General features: G+C 72.0%; 15 protein-coding genes. 8 read left to right on the plus strand and 7 right to left on the minus strand.

Annotated elements, in window-relative coordinates; translation table 11 throughout:
- Positions 1-8: 8 nt before the first annotated feature.
- Positions 9-1,232 (minus strand): acyl-CoA dehydrogenase family protein, encoded by a 1,224-nt coding sequence (locus BLQ73_RS23460; RefSeq protein ID WP_093173446.1) that lies wholly within the window; start codon positions 1,230-1,232, stop codon positions 9-11.
- Between the two features lie 5 nt (positions 1,233-1,237).
- Positions 1,238-2,620, minus strand: a complete 1,383-nt coding sequence (locus BLQ73_RS23465) for an activator-dependent family glycosyltransferase (RefSeq protein ID WP_093173404.1) — start codon at positions 2,618-2,620, stop codon at positions 1,238-1,240.
- A 314-nt stretch (positions 2,621-2,934) separates the two neighbouring features.
- On the opposite strand from BLQ73_RS23465, the gene BLQ73_RS23470 reads away from it, so the two are divergent.
- The 4 genes from BLQ73_RS23470 to BLQ73_RS23485 all read left to right on the plus strand — a co-directional run bounded on the left by BLQ73_RS23470 (position 2,935) and on the right by BLQ73_RS23485 (position 7,540).
- Complete coding sequence (locus BLQ73_RS23470) at positions 2,935-3,498, plus strand: LmbU family transcriptional regulator (RefSeq protein ID WP_176955620.1); 564 nt, start codon at positions 2,935-2,937, stop codon at positions 3,496-3,498.
- 218 nt (positions 3,499-3,716) lie between these two features.
- Positions 3,717-4,829 (plus strand): DegT/DnrJ/EryC1/StrS family aminotransferase, encoded by a 1,113-nt coding sequence (locus BLQ73_RS23475; protein WP_093173406.1) that lies wholly within the window; start codon positions 3,717-3,719, stop codon positions 4,827-4,829.
- Positions 4,826-6,211 carry an NDP-hexose 2,3-dehydratase family protein gene (locus tag BLQ73_RS23480; protein ID WP_245691316.1) on the plus strand — a complete coding sequence of 462 codons (1,386 nt, stop codon included), beginning with the start codon at positions 4,826-4,828 and terminating at the stop codon, positions 6,209-6,211. The genes BLQ73_RS23475 and BLQ73_RS23480 overlap by 4 nt, the downstream gene beginning before the upstream one ends.
- 39 nt (positions 6,212-6,250) lie before the next feature.
- The gene (locus BLQ73_RS23485; protein ID WP_093173408.1) at positions 6,251-7,540 is read left to right on the plus strand and encodes an activator-dependent family glycosyltransferase; all 1,290 of its coding nucleotides are present in this window, start codon (positions 6,251-6,253) and stop codon (positions 7,538-7,540) included.
- Here BLQ73_RS23485 and BLQ73_RS23490 read toward each other — a convergent pair.
- Genes BLQ73_RS23490 through BLQ73_RS23500 form a run of 3 tightly spaced genes read right to left on the minus strand, consistent with a single transcriptional unit; the run spans position 7,503 to position 9,994 of the window.
- Positions 7,503-7,778: a hypothetical protein gene (locus BLQ73_RS23490; protein WP_093173410.1), complete on the minus strand. Its 276-nt coding sequence runs from the start codon at positions 7,776-7,778 to the stop codon at positions 7,503-7,505. The two genes, BLQ73_RS23485 and BLQ73_RS23490, sit on opposite strands and share 38 nt — an antisense overlap.
- A 5-nt stretch (positions 7,779-7,783) precedes the next feature.
- Entirely contained in the window at positions 7,784-8,302 is a 519-nt protein-coding gene (locus tag BLQ73_RS23495) for a GNAT family N-acetyltransferase (protein WP_143020399.1), read from the minus strand.
- Between the two features lie 9 nt (positions 8,303-8,311).
- Positions 8,312-9,994, minus strand: a complete 1,683-nt coding sequence (locus BLQ73_RS23500) for an FAD-binding oxidoreductase (RefSeq protein ID WP_218125977.1) — start codon at positions 9,992-9,994, stop codon at positions 8,312-8,314.
- Between the two features lie 195 nt (positions 9,995-10,189).
- On the opposite strand from BLQ73_RS23500, the gene BLQ73_RS23505 reads away from it, so the two are divergent.
- Complete coding sequence (locus BLQ73_RS23505; RefSeq protein WP_093173450.1) at positions 10,190-11,440, plus strand: activator-dependent family glycosyltransferase; 1,251 nt, start codon at positions 10,190-10,192, stop codon at positions 11,438-11,440.
- Here BLQ73_RS23505 and BLQ73_RS23510 read toward each other — a convergent pair.
- Positions 11,430-12,173 carry an NAD-dependent epimerase/dehydratase family protein gene (locus BLQ73_RS23510; protein WP_093173417.1) on the minus strand — a complete coding sequence of 248 codons (744 nt, stop codon included), beginning with the start codon at positions 12,171-12,173 and terminating at the stop codon, positions 11,430-11,432. The genes BLQ73_RS23505 and BLQ73_RS23510 overlap by 11 nt on opposite strands.
- 190 nt (positions 12,174-12,363) lie before the next feature.
- On the opposite strand from BLQ73_RS23510, the gene BLQ73_RS23515 reads away from it, so the two are divergent.
- Together BLQ73_RS23515 and BLQ73_RS23520 are read left to right on the plus strand one after the other, a co-directional pair.
- The gene (locus BLQ73_RS23515) at positions 12,364-15,003 is read left to right on the plus strand and encodes an AAA family ATPase (protein ID WP_093173419.1); all 2,640 of its coding nucleotides are present in this window, start codon (positions 12,364-12,366) and stop codon (positions 15,001-15,003) included.
- A gap of 129 nt (positions 15,004-15,132) precedes the next feature.
- Positions 15,133-17,295, plus strand: coding sequence for an AfsR/SARP family transcriptional regulator (locus tag BLQ73_RS23520; RefSeq protein WP_093173421.1), 2,163 nt, complete (start codon positions 15,133-15,135; stop codon positions 17,293-17,295).
- Here the strand turns inward: BLQ73_RS23520 and BLQ73_RS23525 are convergent.
- Entirely contained in the window at positions 17,280-18,560 is a 1,281-nt protein-coding gene (locus BLQ73_RS23525) for an activator-dependent family glycosyltransferase (protein WP_338056647.1), read from the minus strand. The genes BLQ73_RS23520 and BLQ73_RS23525 overlap by 16 nt on opposite strands.
- 299 nt (positions 18,561-18,859) lie before the next feature.
- Between BLQ73_RS23525 and BLQ73_RS23530 the strand changes: the two genes are divergently transcribed.
- Positions 18,860-20,107, plus strand: coding sequence for an activator-dependent family glycosyltransferase (locus tag BLQ73_RS23530; protein ID WP_093173452.1), 1,248 nt, complete (start codon positions 18,860-18,862; stop codon positions 20,105-20,107).
- The last annotated feature ends 27 nt before the right edge of the window (positions 20,108-20,134 follow it).

Consider the following 20,134-nt stretch of genomic DNA (forward strand, 5'->3'; position numbering starts at 1 on the left):
GGCGGTCCTTAGAAGAGGTCGCGGCCGAACGCCTGGCCGCTCAGGTAATCGACGGCGTTGGCGTAGGTGAAGGGGTGCATGAACGCGAACGCGCGCACGTCGCGGTAGAGGCGAGCCAAAGGGTGGCGCGCGGAGTAGGAGGCCCCGCCGACGAGCACCAGGCAGTCGTTGACGATCTCCGGTCCCAGCCTGTTGACGACCAGCTTGGCGTGCTGGAACGGCGTCATCATGCGGCGGCCCCGCTCGGCCATGTCGCCGCCCACGTCGAACAGCAGCCGGTCGACCGCCGCCAGCGCCGCGGCGGCGGTGGAGCGTACGGCGAACAGCCGGGCGTCGATCTCGGCCACCAGTGTGCTCACCCCCGCCGGCGGGGATCCGCGCCGCGCCACCGTCTCCACCGCGATGTCCCGCGCCGCCTGGACGAGACCCGTGTAGATGCCCAGCATGTTGATCGAGCTGACGGTCATGCCGGCGAGCGCGGCCACGTCCTGCTGCCCGATCGGCCCACGGTGGAACACGCTGTCGCCCGGCACGCGGCAGTTGTCGAAGACGATGTCGACGCTGCCGGAGGCGCGCATCCCCAGGCCGTCCCAGTTGTCGAGCACGGTGAAGCCGGGCGTCTCGCGCGGCAGCACCGCGGCGGCCTGCCGGGCCGGCTTCTCGTCGCCCTCCATCACCGCGAACACCACGAAGTCCGTGCCCATCGGTGCCAGGCTGACGAGTGTCTTGCCGCCGGACAGCAGCCAGCCGCCCGCGCCGTCGGGGGTGAGCACGGTGCGCACGCCGTTCCTCGGGATGTCCTTCACCCCGGTGGGCACCACGGCCTCGCCCGACCCCATGGACTTGAGCAGTCTGCCGGCGAGGGCGCGGGTCGCGGGCGGGCCGTACGCCCAGTCGTAGGTGAGGGTCAGCGCGCGGCTGAGCTGCATGTGCAGGGCCAGCGCGGTGGAGCCGTCGGCCTGCGCCACGTGCAGCAGGGCGAGGGCCACGTCGTGGACGCACTGCACGCCCAGGCCGCCGAGCTCGGTGGGGACGGTGGCGCCGAGCACGCCATCCTCGCGCAGCGCCTCGAAGGACTCGACGGGGAACGTGCCGTTCCGGTCGTTGTCGGCCGCCCCGGCGCGGATCTGCGGCAGGTGCGGGGAGATGAGGTCGAGGAGGGCGCGTCCCTGCGGGGTGACCGGCTCGGTCAACCGGCTGTCGGAGATGTGGTTCCTCTGGATCGTCGACATCGCGTTCACCGTGTTTCGTCATGGGCCGTGGAGCCGTGGAGCGGTGGAGCCGTGGAGCGGTGGAGCGGTGGAGCGGTGGAGCGGTGGGCCGTGGAGCTGGGCCGTGGAGCTGTGATGGGGGGCCGTGGTGGGGAGCCGTGGTAGGTGGCGGTGAGCTCTTCGAGGAGAGGGACGACCGCGTTCGGGCCGGGCATGGCGAGCATCTCCTCGCGCAGCCGGGCGGCCCCCTCCGCGAAGGAGGGCTCGTCGAGCAGCCGCAGCAGGTGCTCTCGGACGGCCGTCCCGGTCGCCTCGGCGCTCGGCAGGGCCAGCCCCGCCCCCTGCTCGGCGATGTTCCGCGCGACCAGCGGATCGTCCAGCAGGGTGCGGGGGAGCAGCAGTTGGGGCACCCCGTGGAACAGCGTGGTGCAGACCGTTCCGGGGCCGCCGTGGTTGATCATCGCGGCGCAGGTCGGCAGCAGGGCGTGCAAGGGCACGAAGCCGGTCACGCGGGCGTTCGGCGGGGCCGTGAACCCGGGAGGGGCGTGCGGCAGTGGGGCCACGATCTCCACGTCGAGGTCGGCCAGCGCGTCGAGCACGTCGCTGACGGAGACGGCGTGCCTGCCGAGCCGTTCGTCGGCCGACACCCCCATCGTCAGGCACACCCTCGGCCGGTCGGCGGGCTCCCGCAGCCAGTCGGGCACCACGGCCCGCCCGTTGTAGGGGACGTAGCGCATGGGCACCCGCCGTACGCCGCTGTCGAGGCCGATCGAGCGCGGCATGGGGTCGACGGTGAAGTGGCCGCGGGTCATGTGCTCGGAGAAGGCGCCGCCGTACGCCGAGATCCGCGCGGCCAGCCATTCGCCCAGGGCGTCCTCGCGCTCGGACGCCGGCTGCTCGGCGGCGAGCCTGAGGAAGTCCGCGCGCATGCGGCCGTACAGGTCGGCGCTCCACAGCACCCGGCCGTGGGCGGCGCCCGAGGCCGCGGCGGCCACGGGGGCGGCGTGGGTGCCGGGCTCCCAGAGGACGAGGTCGGGCCTCCAGGCGCGGCACAGGTCCGCCAGGTCGTCGAGCATCGGCTCGTTGACGACCTTCCACCACCAGGTGACCACTTCGCGATAACCCCAGCGGACGCGCGACCAGGTAAGGTCGTCGGGCCAGCGGTCGCCCACGTCGAAGAAGCCGGGGTCGTCGTCCAGCCCTTGGAGCCTGGCCCAGGCGAAACGCCGGTAGAGCGAGTGGTCGCGGCCGACGGGCACGGCGGTGAGGCCGGTGCCCGCGATGGCGTCGATCAACTCCGGCTGGCTGGCCACGAGCACCTCGTGGCCCGCGGTCCGCAGCGCCCACGCGAGCGGAACCATCCCCAGGAAATGTGTCTTTTCGGAGTATGTCGCGATCAGAACGCGCACGACTCTCCTCCACGCGCCTTAGGCACCATCCTCCCGGAGGTTAACGAGCGCGCATTGCCCCACCAACCCCTAATCGGCCCCCTGGGAAAGCCTGTGCGGCGCGTCTAGACGCCGTCTAGAACGTGTCGGGACCCGCCATCGCTCTCCGGGACAGAATCGCTGCGTATCCAGGTCAAGCCGCGGACGGGGAACGGGGTCGAGTGCTGCATATGCCGATGAATTCCGGAATACGGCTCGGTAGTCGTCAGACCAATGGAAACAGAGCGCCGGCGTCGGCCGCGCAGGACGGCCGGGTGTCCACCAAGGTGCGCGCGATGACCAAGCGCACCAGCCTGTCACTCCCTCCCGGCCTGTCGATCACGGAATGGCGCCACCTGGGGCGGCAGATGTTCGTCATCTCCGACTCGTCGGCCTGGTGGCTCGGAGACTGGCTCATCTACGGGGAGACCTACTATCCGGACCGCTACAAGCGGGCCGTTCTGGAGACCTCACTCGACTACCAGACGCTGCGCAACTACGCCTGGGTCGCCCGCAAGTTCACGCTGTCCCGACGGCGGGACAAGCTCAGTTTCCAGCACCACGCCGAGGTCGCCGGACTGCCCGAGGGGGAGCAGGACATCTGGCTGACCCGCGCGGAGCAGGGCGGCTGGTCGCGCAACGAACTGAGGAGGCGGATCAAGTCGGGCCGGCACGAGGCAGGGAGCGTCGAAAAAGGCTCCCTCATCAAGATGAACATCCTCTCCGAACGCAAGGAGCGGTGGCAGCGGGCGGCCGAGTCGGTGGAGCGCGACCTGCTCGACTGGATCGTGGAGACCCTGGACGCGGCCGCCCTCGCCGCCGTCGAGGACCAGGTTGACGCGGACGCGGCCGGCCTCTGACGAGAGCCGCCTTCGAGCGGGCCGGCTTCGGAGCGCGGCCGGGTTTCGAACACGGTCGGCTTTGGAGTGCGGTCGGTTTTGGAGCACGGCCGGTTTTGGAGAGGGCCGGTTTTGGAGCACGGCCGGTTTTCGAGCGCCGCCGCGCGGCGCCCACCCTGCCCCGTGCGGGTGACTCGCCGACCCCGGTTGGGATGAGATCTAGCGAAGGTGACGAATACATGACCATTTACGTCTGGGGTTACCTGCGGGAGTACGAGAAGGAGCGGGCCGACATCCTCGACGCCGTCGACAAGGTGTTCGGCTCCGGCCTGCTGGTGTGGGGGCCGAGCGTCGGCGAGTTCGAACGGGACTTCGCCGCCTACCACGGCGTGCCGCACTGCGCCGCGGTGGACAACGGCACCAACGCGCTGGTGCTCGCCCTGCGGGCGCTCGGCGTCGGCCCCGGCGACGAGGTCGTCACCGTGTCCAACACGGCGGCGCCGACCGTGATCGCCATCGACACGGTGGGGGCGACGCCGGTCTTCGTGGACGTCCACCCCGGCACCTACCTGATGGACGTGGCGCAGGTCGAGTCCGTCATCACCGAGCGCACCCGGTGCCTGCTGCCCGTCCACCTGTACGGCCAGTGCGTCGACATGGCGCCGCTTGAGGCGCTGGCCGCCAAGCACGACCTCGTCATCCTGGAGGACTGCGCCCAATCGCACGGCGCCCGCCACAAGGGCAGGATCGCCGGCTCGATGGGCCAGGCGGGAGCGTTCTCCTTCTACCCCACCAAGGTGCTCGGGGCGTACGGCCATGGCGGCGCCACCATCACCGCCGACCCCGAGATCGACCGCGAACTACGCCGGCTGCGCTACTACGGGATGGAGGAGAGCCGCTACTACGTCGTCCAGACACCGGGGCAGAACAGCCGCCTGGACGAGGTCCACGCGGAGATCCTCAGGCGCAAGCTCGGCCGGCTCGACGACTACATCGCCGCGCGCCGACTGGCCGCCGACCGCTACGCCGGGGCCCTCGCCGGCACCGACGTCGTCACGCCGGTGCTCGCGCCCGGAAACGACCACGTGTACTACGTCTACGTGGTGCGCCACCCGCGGCGGGACAAGATCATCGAAAGGATGAAGGCGTACGACATCTCGCTGAACATCAGCTACCCGTGGCCGGTGCACACCATGACCGGCTTCGCCCACCTGGGCTACGCCAAGGGGTCGCTGCCCGTCACCGAAGAGGTGGCCGACGAGATCTTCTCCCTGCCGATGTACCCCTCCGTCCTCGGCGAGGACCAGGAGAAGGTGATCGACGCGCTCCGCGAGATCCTGGCCACGCTGTGAGGCGCGCCGACTCCGCGGCGCTCCTCACGGCGTCGGCCGCCCGGCGCGGCGGCGCGCTGCCGCCGCAGGGCTTCCAGGCCTGGTGGGAGGGCCGGAACCGCGCGAACGACGTCGAGGTGGTGCCCATCCCTTTCAAGGAGATGGAGCACTGGCGCTTCGAAGAGCCGAGCGGGAACCTCGTCCACGACAGCGGCCGCTTCTTCTCCATCGAGGGGCTGCGGGTCGAGCGCGGCGGGGGTGCCGCCACGGCGCACCCCATCATCAACCAGGCCGAGATCGGCATCCTCGGCATCCTCGTCAAGGAGTTCGACGGCGTCCTGCACTGCCTGATGCAGGCCAAGTTCGAACCCGGCAACGTCAACCTCCGGCAGCTCTCGCCGACCGTGCAGGCCACCTGGAGCAACTACACGCGCGTGCACGGCGGCGGGAACACCCCCTACGTCGAGTACTTCCGGCAGGCCGGCCGCGACCGGATCCTCGTCGACGTCCTGCAGTCCGAGCAGGGCGGCTGGTTCTGGCGCAAACGCAACCGGAACATGGTCGTCCTGGTCACCGAGGACATCCCCGTCTACGAGGACTACTGCTGGCTCACCCTCGGCCAGGTCATGGACCTCATGCACGTGGAGAACCTGGTGAACATGGACACCAGGACGATCATGGCATGCATGCCCGTCGACCATCCCGGGGATCCCGACGACGCGGCGCTCGCCCGGTCCTACGCGAGCGGCGCGGACGAGCACGGCGCCGCCCTGCACCCCCTCGGCGAGATCGTGAGCTGGTTCACCGACGCCAAGACCCGGTGCGACTGGAAGCCGCGCCTCGTCCCCCTGAACGGTGTCGAAGGCTGGTCGCGCACCGGGGACGAGATCGCCGACGACGGCCGCCGGGACTTCCGGATCATCGCGGTCCGGGTCGGGGCGGCGACCCGCGAGGTGGCCACATGGACGCAGCCGCTGCTGGCCACCCGGGAGATCGGCCAGTCGGCGTTCCTGGCGCGGCCGATCGGCGGCGTGCTGCACTTCCTCGTCCAGGCGAGGCCGGAACCCGGACTGCTGGACGTGCTGGAGATCGCGCCGACGGTGCAGCTCCCGCCGACGACCGGCGCGCTGCTCGCCTCCGCCGGCATGCCGTACGTCGAGCAGGCCCTCGGCGACCGCGGAGGGCGGGTGCGGTTCGACGCGGTCCTGTCGGAGGAGGGCGGCAGGTTCCACCACGCGCAGACGCGCTACCGCATCGTCGAGGTGGGTGAGGAGTTCCCCGTGCGGGTGCCCGAGGACTACTGCTGGATGACGGCCGGCCAACTGATGGAGCTGCTGCGGCACGGCCACTACCTCAATATCGAGGCGCGCAGCCTGGTCACCTGCATCCACAGCATGCGGTGACGGGAGGTCGGCGGTGACGGAAGGTCGGCAGGTGACGGCATGCGCGTCCTGATCGCCACACAGGCCGAGAAGACGCACTTCCTCGGCATGGTCCCGCTCGCCTGGGCGCTGCGTACGGCGGGCCACGAGGTGCGCGTCGCCAGCCAGCCCGCGCTGGCCGAGGTGATCGCGTCCACGGGCCTGACCGCCGTCCCGGTGGGCCGGGACCACATGTTCCACCACCTGCTGCGGTCGGCCAAGAGCCTCGGCCTCGACGAGGACCCGGGGTTCGACATGGCCGAGGAGCGCGGCGAGGTGCTCACCTACGAGCACCTCACGCGGGGCGTCGGCCAGTTCGTCACCTGGTGGTGGAAGGTGGTCAACGAGCCGATGCTCGACGACCTGGTGGGCTTCTGCCGCACGTGGCGGCCCGACCTGGTGGTGTGGGAGCCGACGACCTTCGCCGGGGCGGTTGCCGCGCAGGCGTGCGGGGCGGCGCACGCGCGCCAGATGTGGGGCGCGGACCTGTTCGGCCGGATGCGCGGGCTCCACCTGCGGCTGATGGCCGGGCGGGAGCCGGCCGAGCGCCGGGACCCGCTGCGGGAGTGGCTGGCCGCCGCGGCGGGGAGGTTCGGCGGGGAGTTCGCTGAGGAGCTCACCTGCGGCCAGGCCACGGTCGACCACCTGCCGGGCTCGATCAGGCTGGACACCGGGCTGCCGCTGCTCCCCATGCGCTATGTGCCCTACAACGGCCGCGCCGTCGTGCCCGCGTGGCTGCGTGAACCGCCGTCGCGGCCGAGGGTCTGCGTGACGCTCGGAGGCTCGGCGCCGGAGCGGCTGGACGGCCGCGGCCTCGGCGCCCAGGACATGCTCGACTCGATGGCCGGCCTCGACGTCGAGGTCGTGGCGACACTGCCCGCGCGCGAACGCGCCAAGCTCGCCCGGGTGCCGGACAACGCCAGGATCGTGGAGTTCGCCCCCCTGCACGCGCTGCTCCCGACCTGTACGGCGGTGGCGCACCACGGCGGCGCCGGGACCTACGCCACGGCCATGCTGTACGGCGTGCCGCAGCTCATCGTGCCGCAGCTGGTCACGGCCCAGTACCTCTTCGACGAGCGGACGCTGGGGGAGCGGCTGGCGGAGCAGGGGGCCGGCGCCGTGCTGACCGGCGACGTCACCGCCGAGCGCGTCTCGGCGGCGCTCGCGCGCCTGCTGACCGGTGGCGAGGCGGGGCAGCAGGCGCGGCGGCTGCGCGCGGAGATGCTGGCGATGCCGGACGTGCACGCGGTGGTCGCGGAGCTGGAGAAGGCCGTCAGCTCTCGACGCGGGAGGTCTGTATACGGTCCATGACGAAGTCCGCCAGATCGTCGAACGACTTGTTCTTGAACGACGGCATGTCCTCCAGCAGCAGCACGCCGTAGATGTCCTCCAGCGCCAAGACGAGCTGCACCACGGAGAACGAGTCCAGATCGTCCATGTCGGTCGGTTCCGGCAGATCCAGCTCCGGCTCGCTGGCGGTGAACATCAGGATGGTCATCGCCTGCACCTTGATCTGGGTCAGCAGTTCGGTGCGATCCGTCTCCAGCATCGCGATCAGTGTCCCTTCCTGTCATCGGTGGGCCGTGTGATGAGGCGTTCGAGGAACTTGGTGCCGTATTTCAGCCATTGCTCCCGGTGGACGGCCAGGACCGCCGTGTCCGCGGTCGCCCGCTTCTGCAGGTGCTCGGGGACGTGGGGCTCGGGAGTGATCATCGTTGGCATGGAGCCGAGGCTCTCCGCCAGTTCGCCGCGGGCGCTGAAGTAGGCGCGGTCGACGTCCCACATGGCGAACGCGGCGTTGATGACCAGGACGGTGGCCTCCAGGCCCAGGCCGTTCTCGGTCCTTTCGGGGTCGGTGAGGACGTCGACCTGCACCCGGCCGCGCGCGGTGTCCAGGTGGCCGAGCGAGCCGAAGCCGACCACCTCGCCGGTGTCGCGGCGTTCGATCGTGAACTGGGCGTTGACGTCGGTGGGCGGCTCGCCGCCGGAGAGGCGTTTGTAGGCGGATGCGCGGTCCTCGTCGTCCGCGGGGAGGAGCCGGATCCGCCGGGCCTGCAGATGAGCTGTGAGCATGAGCGGCACCTAACGTGTCGGGGCTTCGAAGAAACGGCGGGGCGGCACCGGCCTGCCGGTGGTCGCGGGCAGGTCCGGCCGTGAGGCGGATCTGCCGCGGTCGTGCTCGGCGGTCGAGGGCGCGGCCTTCTGCCGCCCGGGCAGGCGCACGGACAGGGCGTGCCTGAAGACATCGCCGGGGTCGTAGCGGGCCTTGACGTCCTGCAGACGCGGATAGGCGTCCTTGTAGTAGAGGGTGTGCCAGGGCACGCCCGAGGTGTTCCACTGCGGGTCGGCGAGGTCGAGATCGGGGTAGTTGATGTAGGACCCGTCGTTGTGGTCGTTCGGGACGGGCACGCCGCCGGTGTCCCGGTAGACCTCGTGGTACACCCCGCGCACCGAGGCCATCCTCGCGGCGTCCTCAACCGGGGACCACCATCCGACGTCGAAGAGCCCGAGCATGATCGAGTCGCGGTGGGGGGCGGCCGTGGCCCGCGGGGCGACGGAGTTGACCCGCCCGCCGTACCCGTTCAGGTAGATCGCGGCGCCCGGGTTGTCCGGCCCCTGGGACAGGAACCGGTGGACGGCCGACACCTGCCGGGCCGACCACGGCGCGCGCAGGTAGGCCGCCTTGGACTTGAACCTGAGGAACGCGCCTCCGGTGGTGGAGTCGAACGCCAGCGTCAGGCGCAGCCACGGCGCCGCGGCGACGTAGTCGAGCGAGGGCTCCGCGCCGACGCCGTTCTTGATCTCGCCGATGAACCTCGTCAGTCGGCCCTCCGGGTCGGGCTGAGTGCTGTCCACCGTGGCCGACAGGGTGATCGGCCCGCCCGTGTGGTGGCGCATCATCAGCGAGCTGTCCAGAGGGGAGTCGGCGTCGCGGTTGCGGGCGTACCAGTCGCCGTAGTTGCCGACGAGGTTGAGGAACGCCTGCTCGTTCAGGCGGTCCCACGGCCAGCTCACCGACATGACCGCGACCCGGGCCGGCGGCTTCGGCAGCAGGGCCGCCGGATCGGCGCCGGAGGCGCCGGGGGAGCGCAGCAGATAGCGGGTGACGACGCCGAAGCAGCCGCCTCCGCCGCCGGTGTGCGCCCACCACAGGTCGTGGTGCGGGTCGCCGGGTTCGCGCGTGGCCGTCACCACCCTGGCGTGGCCGGACCGGTCGACCACCACGACCTCGACGCCGTACAGGTGGTCCACGGAGAGCCCGTGCCTGCGCGACAGCATGCCGTATCCGCCGCCGGCGATATGCCCTCCCGCCCCTACGCTCGGGCAGGCGCCTCCGGGAATGGTCACACCCCAGCCCAGATAAAGCGTGCGGTAGGCCTGGCCCAGAGTCGCGCCGGCCTCCACGGCGAACGCCTTGTATTCAGGGTCGTAATAGACGGCGTTCATTTCGGAGATATCGAGCACGATATTCACGTCGGCGTTGTCGACGAAATTCTCGAAGCAGTGGCCGCCGCTGCGCACGGCGATCCGCTTGCCCGCCCGGACGGCCTCCGTGACGGCCCGCTCGATCTGCCGGGCGTTGTGCACCAGGTGCACCGACGCGGGAGAGCCCAGGTAGAGGGCGTTGTAGCCCCTGGTGACGAGCTCCCAGTAGCGAGGGTCGGACGGGGTCACCGCGGACGCCGCCGGCGTGGGCGGGCACGCCGCCGCGGCGGCCTCGGCCGGTCCGGCGCCCGAAATCATCGCGCCGGCGCCCATTGTCATCCCGCCGGCACCCGCCGCGGCCATTCCCAGGAAACCGCGTCGCGTTGCGCTGTTCAATGCAGACCTCACACCCTTTCGGGAAATCAACCGGATCCTACGGAGCAGATCATTCCGTGTCTATAATGGGCGCCCGATGGAAAAACAGGGGTGGATAGGGGTTTCTTAGCGTTTTCATTTCTGGTGAGAGTGGGAACCGTGCGGGTGCTGATGGTGACGCAGGCGGAGAAGACCCACTTTCTGAGCATGGTGCCGCTGGCGTGGGCCCTGCGTACGGCGGGCCACGAGGTCCGGGTCGCCAGCCAGCCCGAGCTGGAGGCCGTCGCGGTGTCCGCCGGACTGACCTTCGCCCCCGTCGGCAGGGACCACCTGCTCCGGCAGCTCATGCACCTGACCCGGCGGACGGTGCGCCGGGACGGGCCCGACTTCGACCTGACCGGCACCGACACCGACACCATCACGTGGGAATACGTGCGCGACGGCTATCGCGAGATCGTGCCGTGGTGGTGGAAGGTCGTGAACGAGCCGATGCTCGACGACCTGGTGGGCCTGTGCCGTACCTGGCGGCCCGACCTGGTGATCTGGGAACCCACCACCTTCGCCGCGCCCATCGCGGCGCGGGTCGTCGGCGCCGCGCACGTGCGGTGGCTGTTCGGGCTGGACACCTTCGCCCGCATGCGCGGCCACCACCTGCGCCTGATGGGGGAGCAGCCGCCCGAGGAGCGCGAGGACGCACTGGCCGCGTGGCTCTCGGGCAGGGTGTCGGACCACGGCGGGGCCTTCTCCGAGGACATGACCCTCGGCCAGGCCACGATCGACTTCGTGCCGCGCTCGCTGCGCCTCCCTGTGAACCTGCCCCTGCGCAGCCTGCCGGTGCGCTACGTGCCGTACAACGGGCCGAGCGTTGTGCCCCGCTGGCTGCGCGTGCCCCCGCTCCGGCCGAGGATCTGCCTGAGCCTCGGCACCTCGGCCACCGAGGCGCTCGGCGGCTACGTCGTGTCCGTCGAGGAGGTGCTGGACGCGCTGGCCGACCTCGACGTGGAAGTGGTGGCCACCCTGCCGGAGGCGGAGCAGGCCAAACTGCGGCGCACACCGGGAAACGCCAGACTGGTGTCCTTCGTCCCGCTGCACGCGCTCGCGCCCACCTGTTCCGCGCTGATCACCCACGGCGGGCCCGGCACCGTGTTCACCATGCTGGCCTGCGGCGTGCCGCCGCTCATCGTGCCTCAGAGCTTCGACGACCCCCTGGTGGCCGACCAGGTCGCCGCCCGAGGGGCGGGCCTCACGCTGCCGCGGGCCGAGGCGGACGGCCCGCGCATCCGCGACGGCGTCGTGCGCCTCCTCAACGAGCCGGCGTTCGCCGGGAACGCCGCCGAGGTGCGGGCAGAGATGCGCGCCATGCCCGCACCGAACCGGCTCGTCGCCGCACTGGAGCGGTTCACCGGCTGAGCTGGCCGGTCAACTCCAGATACCGGTCGATGGCGCGCCCGTGGTAGCCCGGGCCGAACCCCAGGTCGTCAAGATCGGGCAGCAGCCTCCGCAGCTTCGCCACCGACACGCAGTGGGCGATCCCCCCGGGGGCGTAATCGCGTACGGCGCGCACACCGAGCCGCCTCTCCAAATGGTCCAGGATCGCCTCGATCGGCAGGCAGTGCCCCGACGCCACGTTCACCACGTGCCGCCGGGCGCCCGCCCGGAGCAGCCTGCGGATGACCTCGACCAGGTCGGCCGCATCGACCAGGTCGCGGCAGGCCCCCTTCTGCACCCGCACCCGCCCCGCGCGCAACTGGCTGATCAACGCGGGGACCAGACGGAAAGGGGGACCGCCGGTGCCGAGCACATAGCCGAGACGCAGAATCAGATGGTCGGCGCCCGAGCCCCGGATCAGCGTCTCCAACCCCAGCTTGTGCTCGCCGTACCTCGTCGAGGGGACGACCGGCTCGTCCTCCCGGCCCCGGCAGCCCGGCGAGCCGTACATGCTGGCCGTCGAGAAGAACACCAGCGTCCTGCCCTCCGCGCGGCACCGGGCCACCACATCCTCGACGAGTGCCCGTTCACGCGCCTGCGCCGCGTCGGGAAGCCCCTGCCGGGGCACGCCCGCGGCCAGCGCGGTCACCTCGGGAAAGACCCCGCCCAGTGGAGCGAGATGCCGGGCGAGAAAACCACTTCCAATGATCTCCATGCCATTCCCCTTCACAAAAGAACTGGAGAAGTGCCAGGGGGACGGATATGATCCGGCGCCGCACGCCGATGGATTCTCCCTGTTATGCGGACGGCGGTCGCCCGTCCCGCCAGCGGGACATTCGCGGTGTTATGGTGGGCGTTCCCCAAACAGATCCTGCTATTAAAACCCAGGGGGGCAGGTCTTGGTTATGGCGGAACGGGACGCGCAGTTGTCGCGTCTACTCGACCTTCTTGAGGAAAGCACGGGCGGCTGCGGCAGAGTCGCATTGGTCAGGGGAGTCGCGGGCAGCGGCAAGACCATGCTGCTTGAGGAGTTCTCGACGCGGGCGAAGGGGGCGGTGACGCTCAGCGCGAGCGGATCCCTGGCCGAGCGCGAACTGCCGCTCGGCCTGCTGAACCAGCTTCTCTACCACGCGCCGCTGCCCGAAGGCGGCCATGCGAGCGTCGTGCAGCTCCTGCTGGAGGGCGCCCTCACAGCCGTGTGGTCCGACCCGTTCTTCCGCTCCGTCGAACAGGCGCGGCTCATGCACGGCCTGTGGACCAGGCTGCTCCGCATGGCGGCCGGCACGCCGCTACTCCTCGTCATCGACGACGTGCACCATGCCGATCCCGCGTCACTGGAATACCTGCTGTACTTCGCCAGGCGGCTGCGCTCGGCACCGATCATGCTGGTGCTGGCCGAGCTCGACCGGCCGCAGCGCGTCCACCCGCTGCTCGACGCCGACCTGCCGGCGCAGCCGCACTGCCACCGCATCCGGCTCGGGCCGCTGTCGGCCGAAGGCGTGGCCGGCGTCCTCGCCGCGCACGCGGGGGAGGGCGCCGCCGGACCGGCCGACGCCTGCCACCGGCTGACCGGCGGCAATCCGCTGCTCGTGCGCGCCTACGCCGAGGACTGCGCGCGGGGCGGGCCCGCCCCCGGAGAGGCGTACGGCAGAGCCGTCACGACCTGCCTGCTGCGCGGCGACCCCGTCGATGTGGCCGTCGCCCGCGGCCTGGCCGTCCTCGACGGGTCCGGCCAGGAGGGGCTGGCGCACCGGCTGGCCGGTGTCGACGCGGTGACCGCGGCCCGCTCGGCGGAGGCGCTGGCCGGCTGGGGGCTGCTCGACGGCGGAGTGTTCCGTACGGAGGCGGGGCGGCACGCCGTACTGTCCGAGCTGGAGCCGGGGGAGCGGTCCACGCTGCACCGGCGCGCCGCCGCGCTGCTCCACGAGCAGGGCACGTCCAAGCTCGCCGTGGCCGAACACCTCGTCGCCGCCGGCGACGCCGGCGACGACTGGGCGCTGCCCGTACTGGTCCAGGCGGCCGAGCAGGCGCTGCAGGGCGACGAGGTGGAACGCGCGCTCGGCTGCCTCGACCTGGCGGCGCGGTGCGAGGCCGCCGAGGTGCAGCGGGCGGCCATTGCGCTCACGCGGGCCAAGGCCGGGTGGAGGAGGGACCCGTCGGCGGTGCACCGGCACCTGCCCGTGCTGGTCGAGGCGCTGCGCGCCGGCACGCTCCCGGCGGGCGCCGCCCACCTGGTGGTCAGGTTCCTGCTCTGGCACGGGCGCTTCGAGGAGGCGTCCCGCTCGCTTGAGCACCTGCGCGCCGCCACCGGGGAGGGAGCCGAGTGGCGCACCGCCGTCGACTGGGTCGCCGCATTCTGCCCGGCGCTGCTTCCCGCCGACGTCGCGGCGCGGGCCGGGGGGGACGGCCGGGGGGACGGCCCCCGGTCGGCGGAGGGGGCCGAGCGGGTCCTGCACACCGCGCGGCTCGACGACGCGACCTTCCCCGCCATCGAGTCGGCCCTGCTCTCCATGGCCTACGCGGGCGACGCCGGCAGGGCCGCGCGCCTGTGCGAGGCCGCCGCCGCCGACGCGGCCCAGAGGGGCGCCACCACCTGGCAGGCCGTCCTCACCGGCCTGCACGCGCAGATCGCGCTGCGCCAGGGCGGCATGGCCGCCGCCGAGGAGCGGGCGCGGGCCGCCCTCGCGCTCCTGCCCGCGGCGGGGTGGGGCGTGGGCATCGCGGGGGTGCTCGCGGTGTCGGTGCGCGCGTCCGTGGCGATGGGCCGTCTCGACCACGCCGCCGACCGGCTCAGGCGACCCGTCCCCGACGACGCCTTCCAGACCGTCTTCGGCCTGCGCTACCTTGCGGCGCGCGGCCACTTCCACCTGGCCCTCGGCAGCCCCCACACCGCGCTTGACGACTTCCTCGCCTGCGGCGACGCCATCGGCTCCTGGCGCGCCGACCGGGCCGACCGCCCGCGCTGGCGCCTCGGCGCGGCCGAGGCGTATCTCGCGATGGGCGAGCACAAGAGCGCCAAGCCGCTGCTGGAGGAGGAGATCGCCGGCGGCGAGCCGCGCGCCACGGGGGTGGCGCTGCGCCTGCTCGCCTCCACCGCCAGGCTCCAGCAGCGCACGGCACTGCTGCGCGAGTCCCTGGTGCTGCTGCAGGGCGGCGGCGACAGGTACGAGCTGGCGCGCGCCCTGACCGACCTCGGCCGCGCCCACGAGAAACTCGGCGAACTGTCGCGGGCGCGCGTGATCGGCCGCCAGGCGATGGGCCTGACGGCGGAGTGCCTGGCCGGAGGGGAGGAGGCCGCGTTCGAGCCGCGGGATGCGGTGGAGAGCCCCGCGCCGTCGCTGAGCGACGCCGAGCACCGGGTGGCCTCACTCGCCGCGGTCGGCTATATGAACCGCGAAATCGCAAGGAAGCTCTGTATCACGGTCAGCACCGTGGAACAGCACCTCACACGCACTTATAGAAAACTTCAGGTAAATGGCCGTTCCGGACTTTCGGAAAGGCTGGGCCCGCTCGCCGAGCGGGCTCTGAGAAGAACACCCATCTAAACCGCGGCGACTCACAGTAATTGGTCGGCTACGAATTACCTTGTTATCCTGCCCTCGCAGGCGGGCTTATGGACATCTGCCGCATAAGCACTTCTGCGACGCCATTCGTGAGCGGAGGTGAGTAGAAACATGGCGCTCAACATGAGTGTCGGCCTACTCGGCCCCGTCGTGGCCTCGGTCGTGGCGCCCATCATGTGGCGGGAGATCGAACTCGGCCCTCCGCGCCAGCGAGCGCTGTTCGCCGTGCTGGCCATGCACGCACGCCGGGTGGTGAGCCGTGAGGAGCTCGTCGAGGCGGTCTGGGGGCTCAACCCGCCGGCCACCGTGGACAGCAGCATCTACACCTACGTCGCCAGGCTGCGGCGGAAACTGGAACCCCTCCGCGCCAACAGGGCGCCGTCGGAGATTCTGATCAGCGCGGCGGCGGGATACATGCTGCAGATCGACCCCGCGCAGGTGGACGTCCGCACCTTCGAGCACAAGGTCGAACACGCCCGCCGTCTGCGCGCGGCGGGCAGGCTGGACCGGATGGTCGCCGAGCTCGACTCGGCCCTGCGCCTGTGGCGGGGCGCGGCCCTGGCCGGCACGGCGGGGCCGTTCGCCGACGTGGAGCGGGCACGGCTGCACGAGCTGAGGTTCGCCGCGGTTGAGGAGCGCATCGGCGCCCTCATCGACATGAGCCGCCACGCCGAGGTGGTCGGCGAGCTGTCCGGGCTCGTCCGCAGATATCCCCTCCGGCAGCGGATCCGCTCCCTGCTCATGGTCGCCTACCACCAGTCCGGCAGGACGGCGGAGGCGCTGGCCGAGTTCCGCGACGTGCGGCACCGGATGATCCAGGAACTCGGCATCGAACCCAGTGACGAACTCCAGAGCTGCCACACGCGCATCCTCCGCGGCGACCTGGCGGCCCCGAGGCGGACCTACGCCATGCCCGCCGAGGAGCGGCCCTCCCGCGCGGGGTCCGCCGAGGAGCGGCCCGCCTCCGCGATGCCGGCCGCGGGGCAGCCCGTCTACGCGGCACCGGTCGCCGAGGGGCCCGCCTACACCATGGTCGCCGAAGAGCGGCCCGTCCACGCAAGCGCTGCCTATGCGCGCCCGGCCGGAGCACGGTCCTACGGGCGGCCCGCCGACCGGCCCGCCGGCTTTCCGGGGGCCGCCCCCGCGCAGCTCCAGCGCAGAGTGCCGGGCTTCACCGGCAGGAGCGCCGAGCTGGAACACCTCCGCCGGCTCGTGGCCAGGGCCGACAGCTCGACCGAGTCGGAGGCCATCCTGATCACCGGCTCGCCGGGGGTGGGCAAGTCGGCTCTCGCCGTACAGATCGCTCACGAGATCGCCCACCGGTTCCCCGACGGTCAGCTCCACCTCAACGTCGGCGGGTTGCCAGGAGCCTCCACGCCCACCACCGTCGAGGCGCTGCGGCACCTGCTCGCGCCCTTCGGACACCAGCCCTCCTGGCCGGCGGACCAGGAGCGGGAGGCCGCGCGCTACCGCAGCCTCATGGCGGGCAGACGCGTGCTGATCGTGCTGGACAACGTCGAGTCCGCCGACCAGGTGCGGCCGCTGCTGCCCGGCACCGGCTCCTGCCTCGTGTTCGTCACCGGCAGGACCCGCCTGTCGGGCCTGGTCGCGAGGGACGGCGCCCGGCAGATGACGCTCGACGTCATGCCGGAGGCCGACGCCGTCACCCTCCTGCGGGAGGTCATCGGTTCCCGGAGCGCCGACCTCGACCAGGCCGCCCTGCGCGGCCTCGCCGCGGCGTGCGGCCATCTGCCGCTGGCGCTGCGCGCGGCGGCGCACCGGGTGGCGATCGGCTCGTGCACGGTGGACGAACTGGTGCGCTCCGGCGACCTGCTGACCTACCTGGACGTCGCGGGCGACGAGCTGTCGAGCCCGCGCGCGTCCTTCTCCCGGTCCTACGCCGCGCTGCGGCCCGATGAGGCGCGGCTGTTCCGGCTGCTCGGGCTGTACGACGGCGCCCACCTGGACCTGTTGTCGGTCTCCGCCGTGGCGGACACCTACCTGGACCGCGCCAGGCTCCTCGTCGACGGGCTGCTGAACGCCCACCTGCTGGAGGAGGACGGGGCGGGCAGGCTGAGCATGCACCGGCTGATGCGCGGCTACGCCAAGGAGCGCTCCCTCGCCGAGGACTCGCCCGCCGAACGCGAGCAGGCGCTCGGCCGGTTGATCGGCCACTACCTGCGCGCCGCCGACTCCGCCGACTCCGCCGACTCCGCCGAGTCCGGCGGGTTCACCGGGGGCCGGCCGGTGCGCGCCGGTCAGGCACGCGACTGAGCATGCGCCGGGCGGGCCTCGGCCAGGCGCTCCAACCGGGGCACCAAGGCATTGGGCGTCGGCAGGCTCCGCATATCGCGGCCCAGAGCCCGGGACGCCGTCCGGAAACCGGGCTCCTCCAGCAGGCGGAGCAGATGCCCGCGCACGCGGGCGCCGGTCGCCTCGGCGATGGGGATCGACAGACCCGCTCCCCGCTCGGCGATGCGCGCGGCGAGCAGGGGCTGGTCGAACCAGTTCGGCAGGATGAGCTGCGGCACGCCGTACAGCAGCGCGGTGCAGACGGTGCCCCAGCCTCCATGGTTGATGATGGCCGAACACGTCGGCAGCAGCGCGTGGAGCGGGGCGAACCCCACGAACCTGGTGTTGTCCGGCACTCGGCGCAGCCTGTGCCGCTGCTCCGGCGGGAGCGTGGCGACGATCTCGACGTCGAGGTCGGCGCACGCGTCCAGCATGTCCTGCAACTGCCCGCCGCCGTGTCGTTCGGGTGCGGAGATGCCCAGGCTGAGGCACACGCGGGGCCTGCTCGCAGGGGTGCGCAGCCACTCCGGCACGACCGCGCGGTCGTTGTACGGCAGGAAGCGGAGCGGCAGCCGTACGGCTTCCGCGTGCACGCCGAGCGACGGCGGGATGACGTCGATCGTGAACTGGCCGCGGGTCAGCTCCTCGGAGAACGCGCCGCCGTGTCGCGCCGCGTGAGCCCCGAGCCAGGCGCCCAGCAGGTCCTCGCGGTCGCCGGGCGGCCGCTCGGCCATCAGCCGCAGGAAGTGCGCCCGCATCCGCCCGAAGATGTCGGCTCCCCACAGGAACCTGCCGTGTGCCGCGCCGACGGCCTGGGCGGCGATCGCGCCCGCGTAGGTCACCGGCCCCCAGATGACGAGGTCGGGCCGCCACGCCCGGCAGTACGCCACCAGGTCGGCCGTCATCGGCTCGTTGACGACCCGCCACCACCAGGGGACGACGCGCCGGTAGCCCTCCTTGAGGTAGTCCCAGGAGATGGTGTCGAGCGGTGCGGTGGCTCGGCCGAACGGCGGGATGTCCCGCTCCAGCACGTCGAACAGGGAGTATCTCCGGACGACGCGCCAGAAATCATGGTCTCTGCCCACCGGCACCGACGTCAGCCCGGCGCCCGCCACGACCTCCGTCAGCATCGGCTGGCTGGCCACCTGCACCTCGTGCCCGGCGGCGCGCAGCGCCCACGCGAGCGGAACCATGCCCAGGAAATGCGGTTTCTCCGCGACCGTCGCGATGAGAACACGCAAAGCCATCCCTCCCGACGTGAGTTGTGCCTGTGCCGGCGGAGCGCCGCCCCCGGCGGCCGTCGCCCACTGCCGCCCGTGCCGGCGGGTCGCGGCGGGGGAGAGGCGTCATCGATGCGTCCGCCGCGCGGGGCCGCGTCGGCTGCGTCGTGTCCGCCGCGTCGTGTCCGCCGTGTCCTGTTCACCGCGCTGTGTCCGGCGTGTGCGTCCGACCTCGTTATCGGGACCATAGCGAGGGGATGGACGGCCTCCAACCCCTGCCGGTTAGGGGTTGGAGTGCCGGACCAGCCGTCCCTACGGTGGGCGCCGTGCGAGTCTTGTTCGCGACTCAGGCGGAGACAACACACTTCCTCGGCATGGTTCCCCTCGCGTGGGCGCTGCGCGCCGCCGGGCACGAGGTGCAGGTGGCCAGCCAGCCCCGGCTCATGGACGTGGTCGCCGGCGCCGGGCTGACCGGGGTGCCGGTCGGCAGGGACCACGACTTCTGGCGTGTCATGCGGGCACGCGTCGGCTTCGACCCCCTGGCCGACCGCGTGCCCCCCTTCGACCGAGAACCTGAGCTGCTGACCTGGGAATACGTCAGGGACGGCCACCGCGGGCTGGTGCCGTGGTGGTGGCGCTCGGTCAACGATCCGATGACCGGCGACCTGGTGGCGTACTGCCGGGCGTGGCGGCCCGACCTCGTCGTGTGGGAACCCACCACCTTCGCGGGCGCGATCGCCGCCCAGGCGGTCGGCGCCGCGCACGCCCGCTTCCTGTGGGGGGTCGACGTCATCGGCCGCATGCGCGGCCACTACCTGCGCCTGATGGCCGAACGGCCGCCCGGTGAGCGGGAGGACGTGCTGGCTGACTGGCTCGGCGCGCAGGCCGCGCGGTATGGCGGGCGCTTCTCCGAGGAACTGGCGCTGGGGGAGCGCACCGTGGACCACATGCCGCCGTCGCTGCGGCTGACCGGCGTACCCGGCCCGGAACCGGTCCCGCTGCGCTTCGTGCCGTACAACGGCCGCGCCGTCGTGCCGGCCTGGCTGCGCGAGCCCGCCCGGCGGCCGAGGGTCTGCGTGTGCCTCGGCACCTCGTCGGCGGAGCAGACGGGGAAGTACGTGCTGCCCGTCGACGACGTGCTCGCCGCGCTGGCCGGGCTCGACGCCGAGGTGGTGGCGGCCGTACCGGGCGGCCTTCCCCCGCGCTCGGTGCCGCCCAACGCGCGGGTCGCGGGGTTCGTCCCCCTGCACGCCCTCCTGCCGACCTGCTCGGTCATGATCGGGCATGGTGGGGCCGGCACCTCGATGACCGCCCTGGCGTACGGTGTGCCGCAACTCGTCGTTCCCCGGCCCACCTTCGACGAGCCCGTCCTCGCCGCCCGCATGGCCGAGCGGGGGGCGGCGCTGGTGCTGCCGGAGGCCGAGGCCACCCCCGACGCACTGCGCGACCGCGTGGTCCGGCTGCTCGACGACCCCGGGCCGCGGTCGGCGGCGGCCGGTCTGCGCGGCGAGATTCTCGCCATGCCGCATCCCCGCGAAGCCCTTGCCAATATCCTGGCCTCTCTGGTTCATTAGTTATGTAACTAACCAAGGGGGTCACCG

It is taken from the genome of Sinosporangium album, from assembly GCF_900100605.1.
In the GTDB taxonomy this organism is placed as follows: domain Bacteria; phylum Actinomycetota; class Actinomycetes; order Streptosporangiales; family Streptosporangiaceae; genus Sinosporangium; species Sinosporangium album.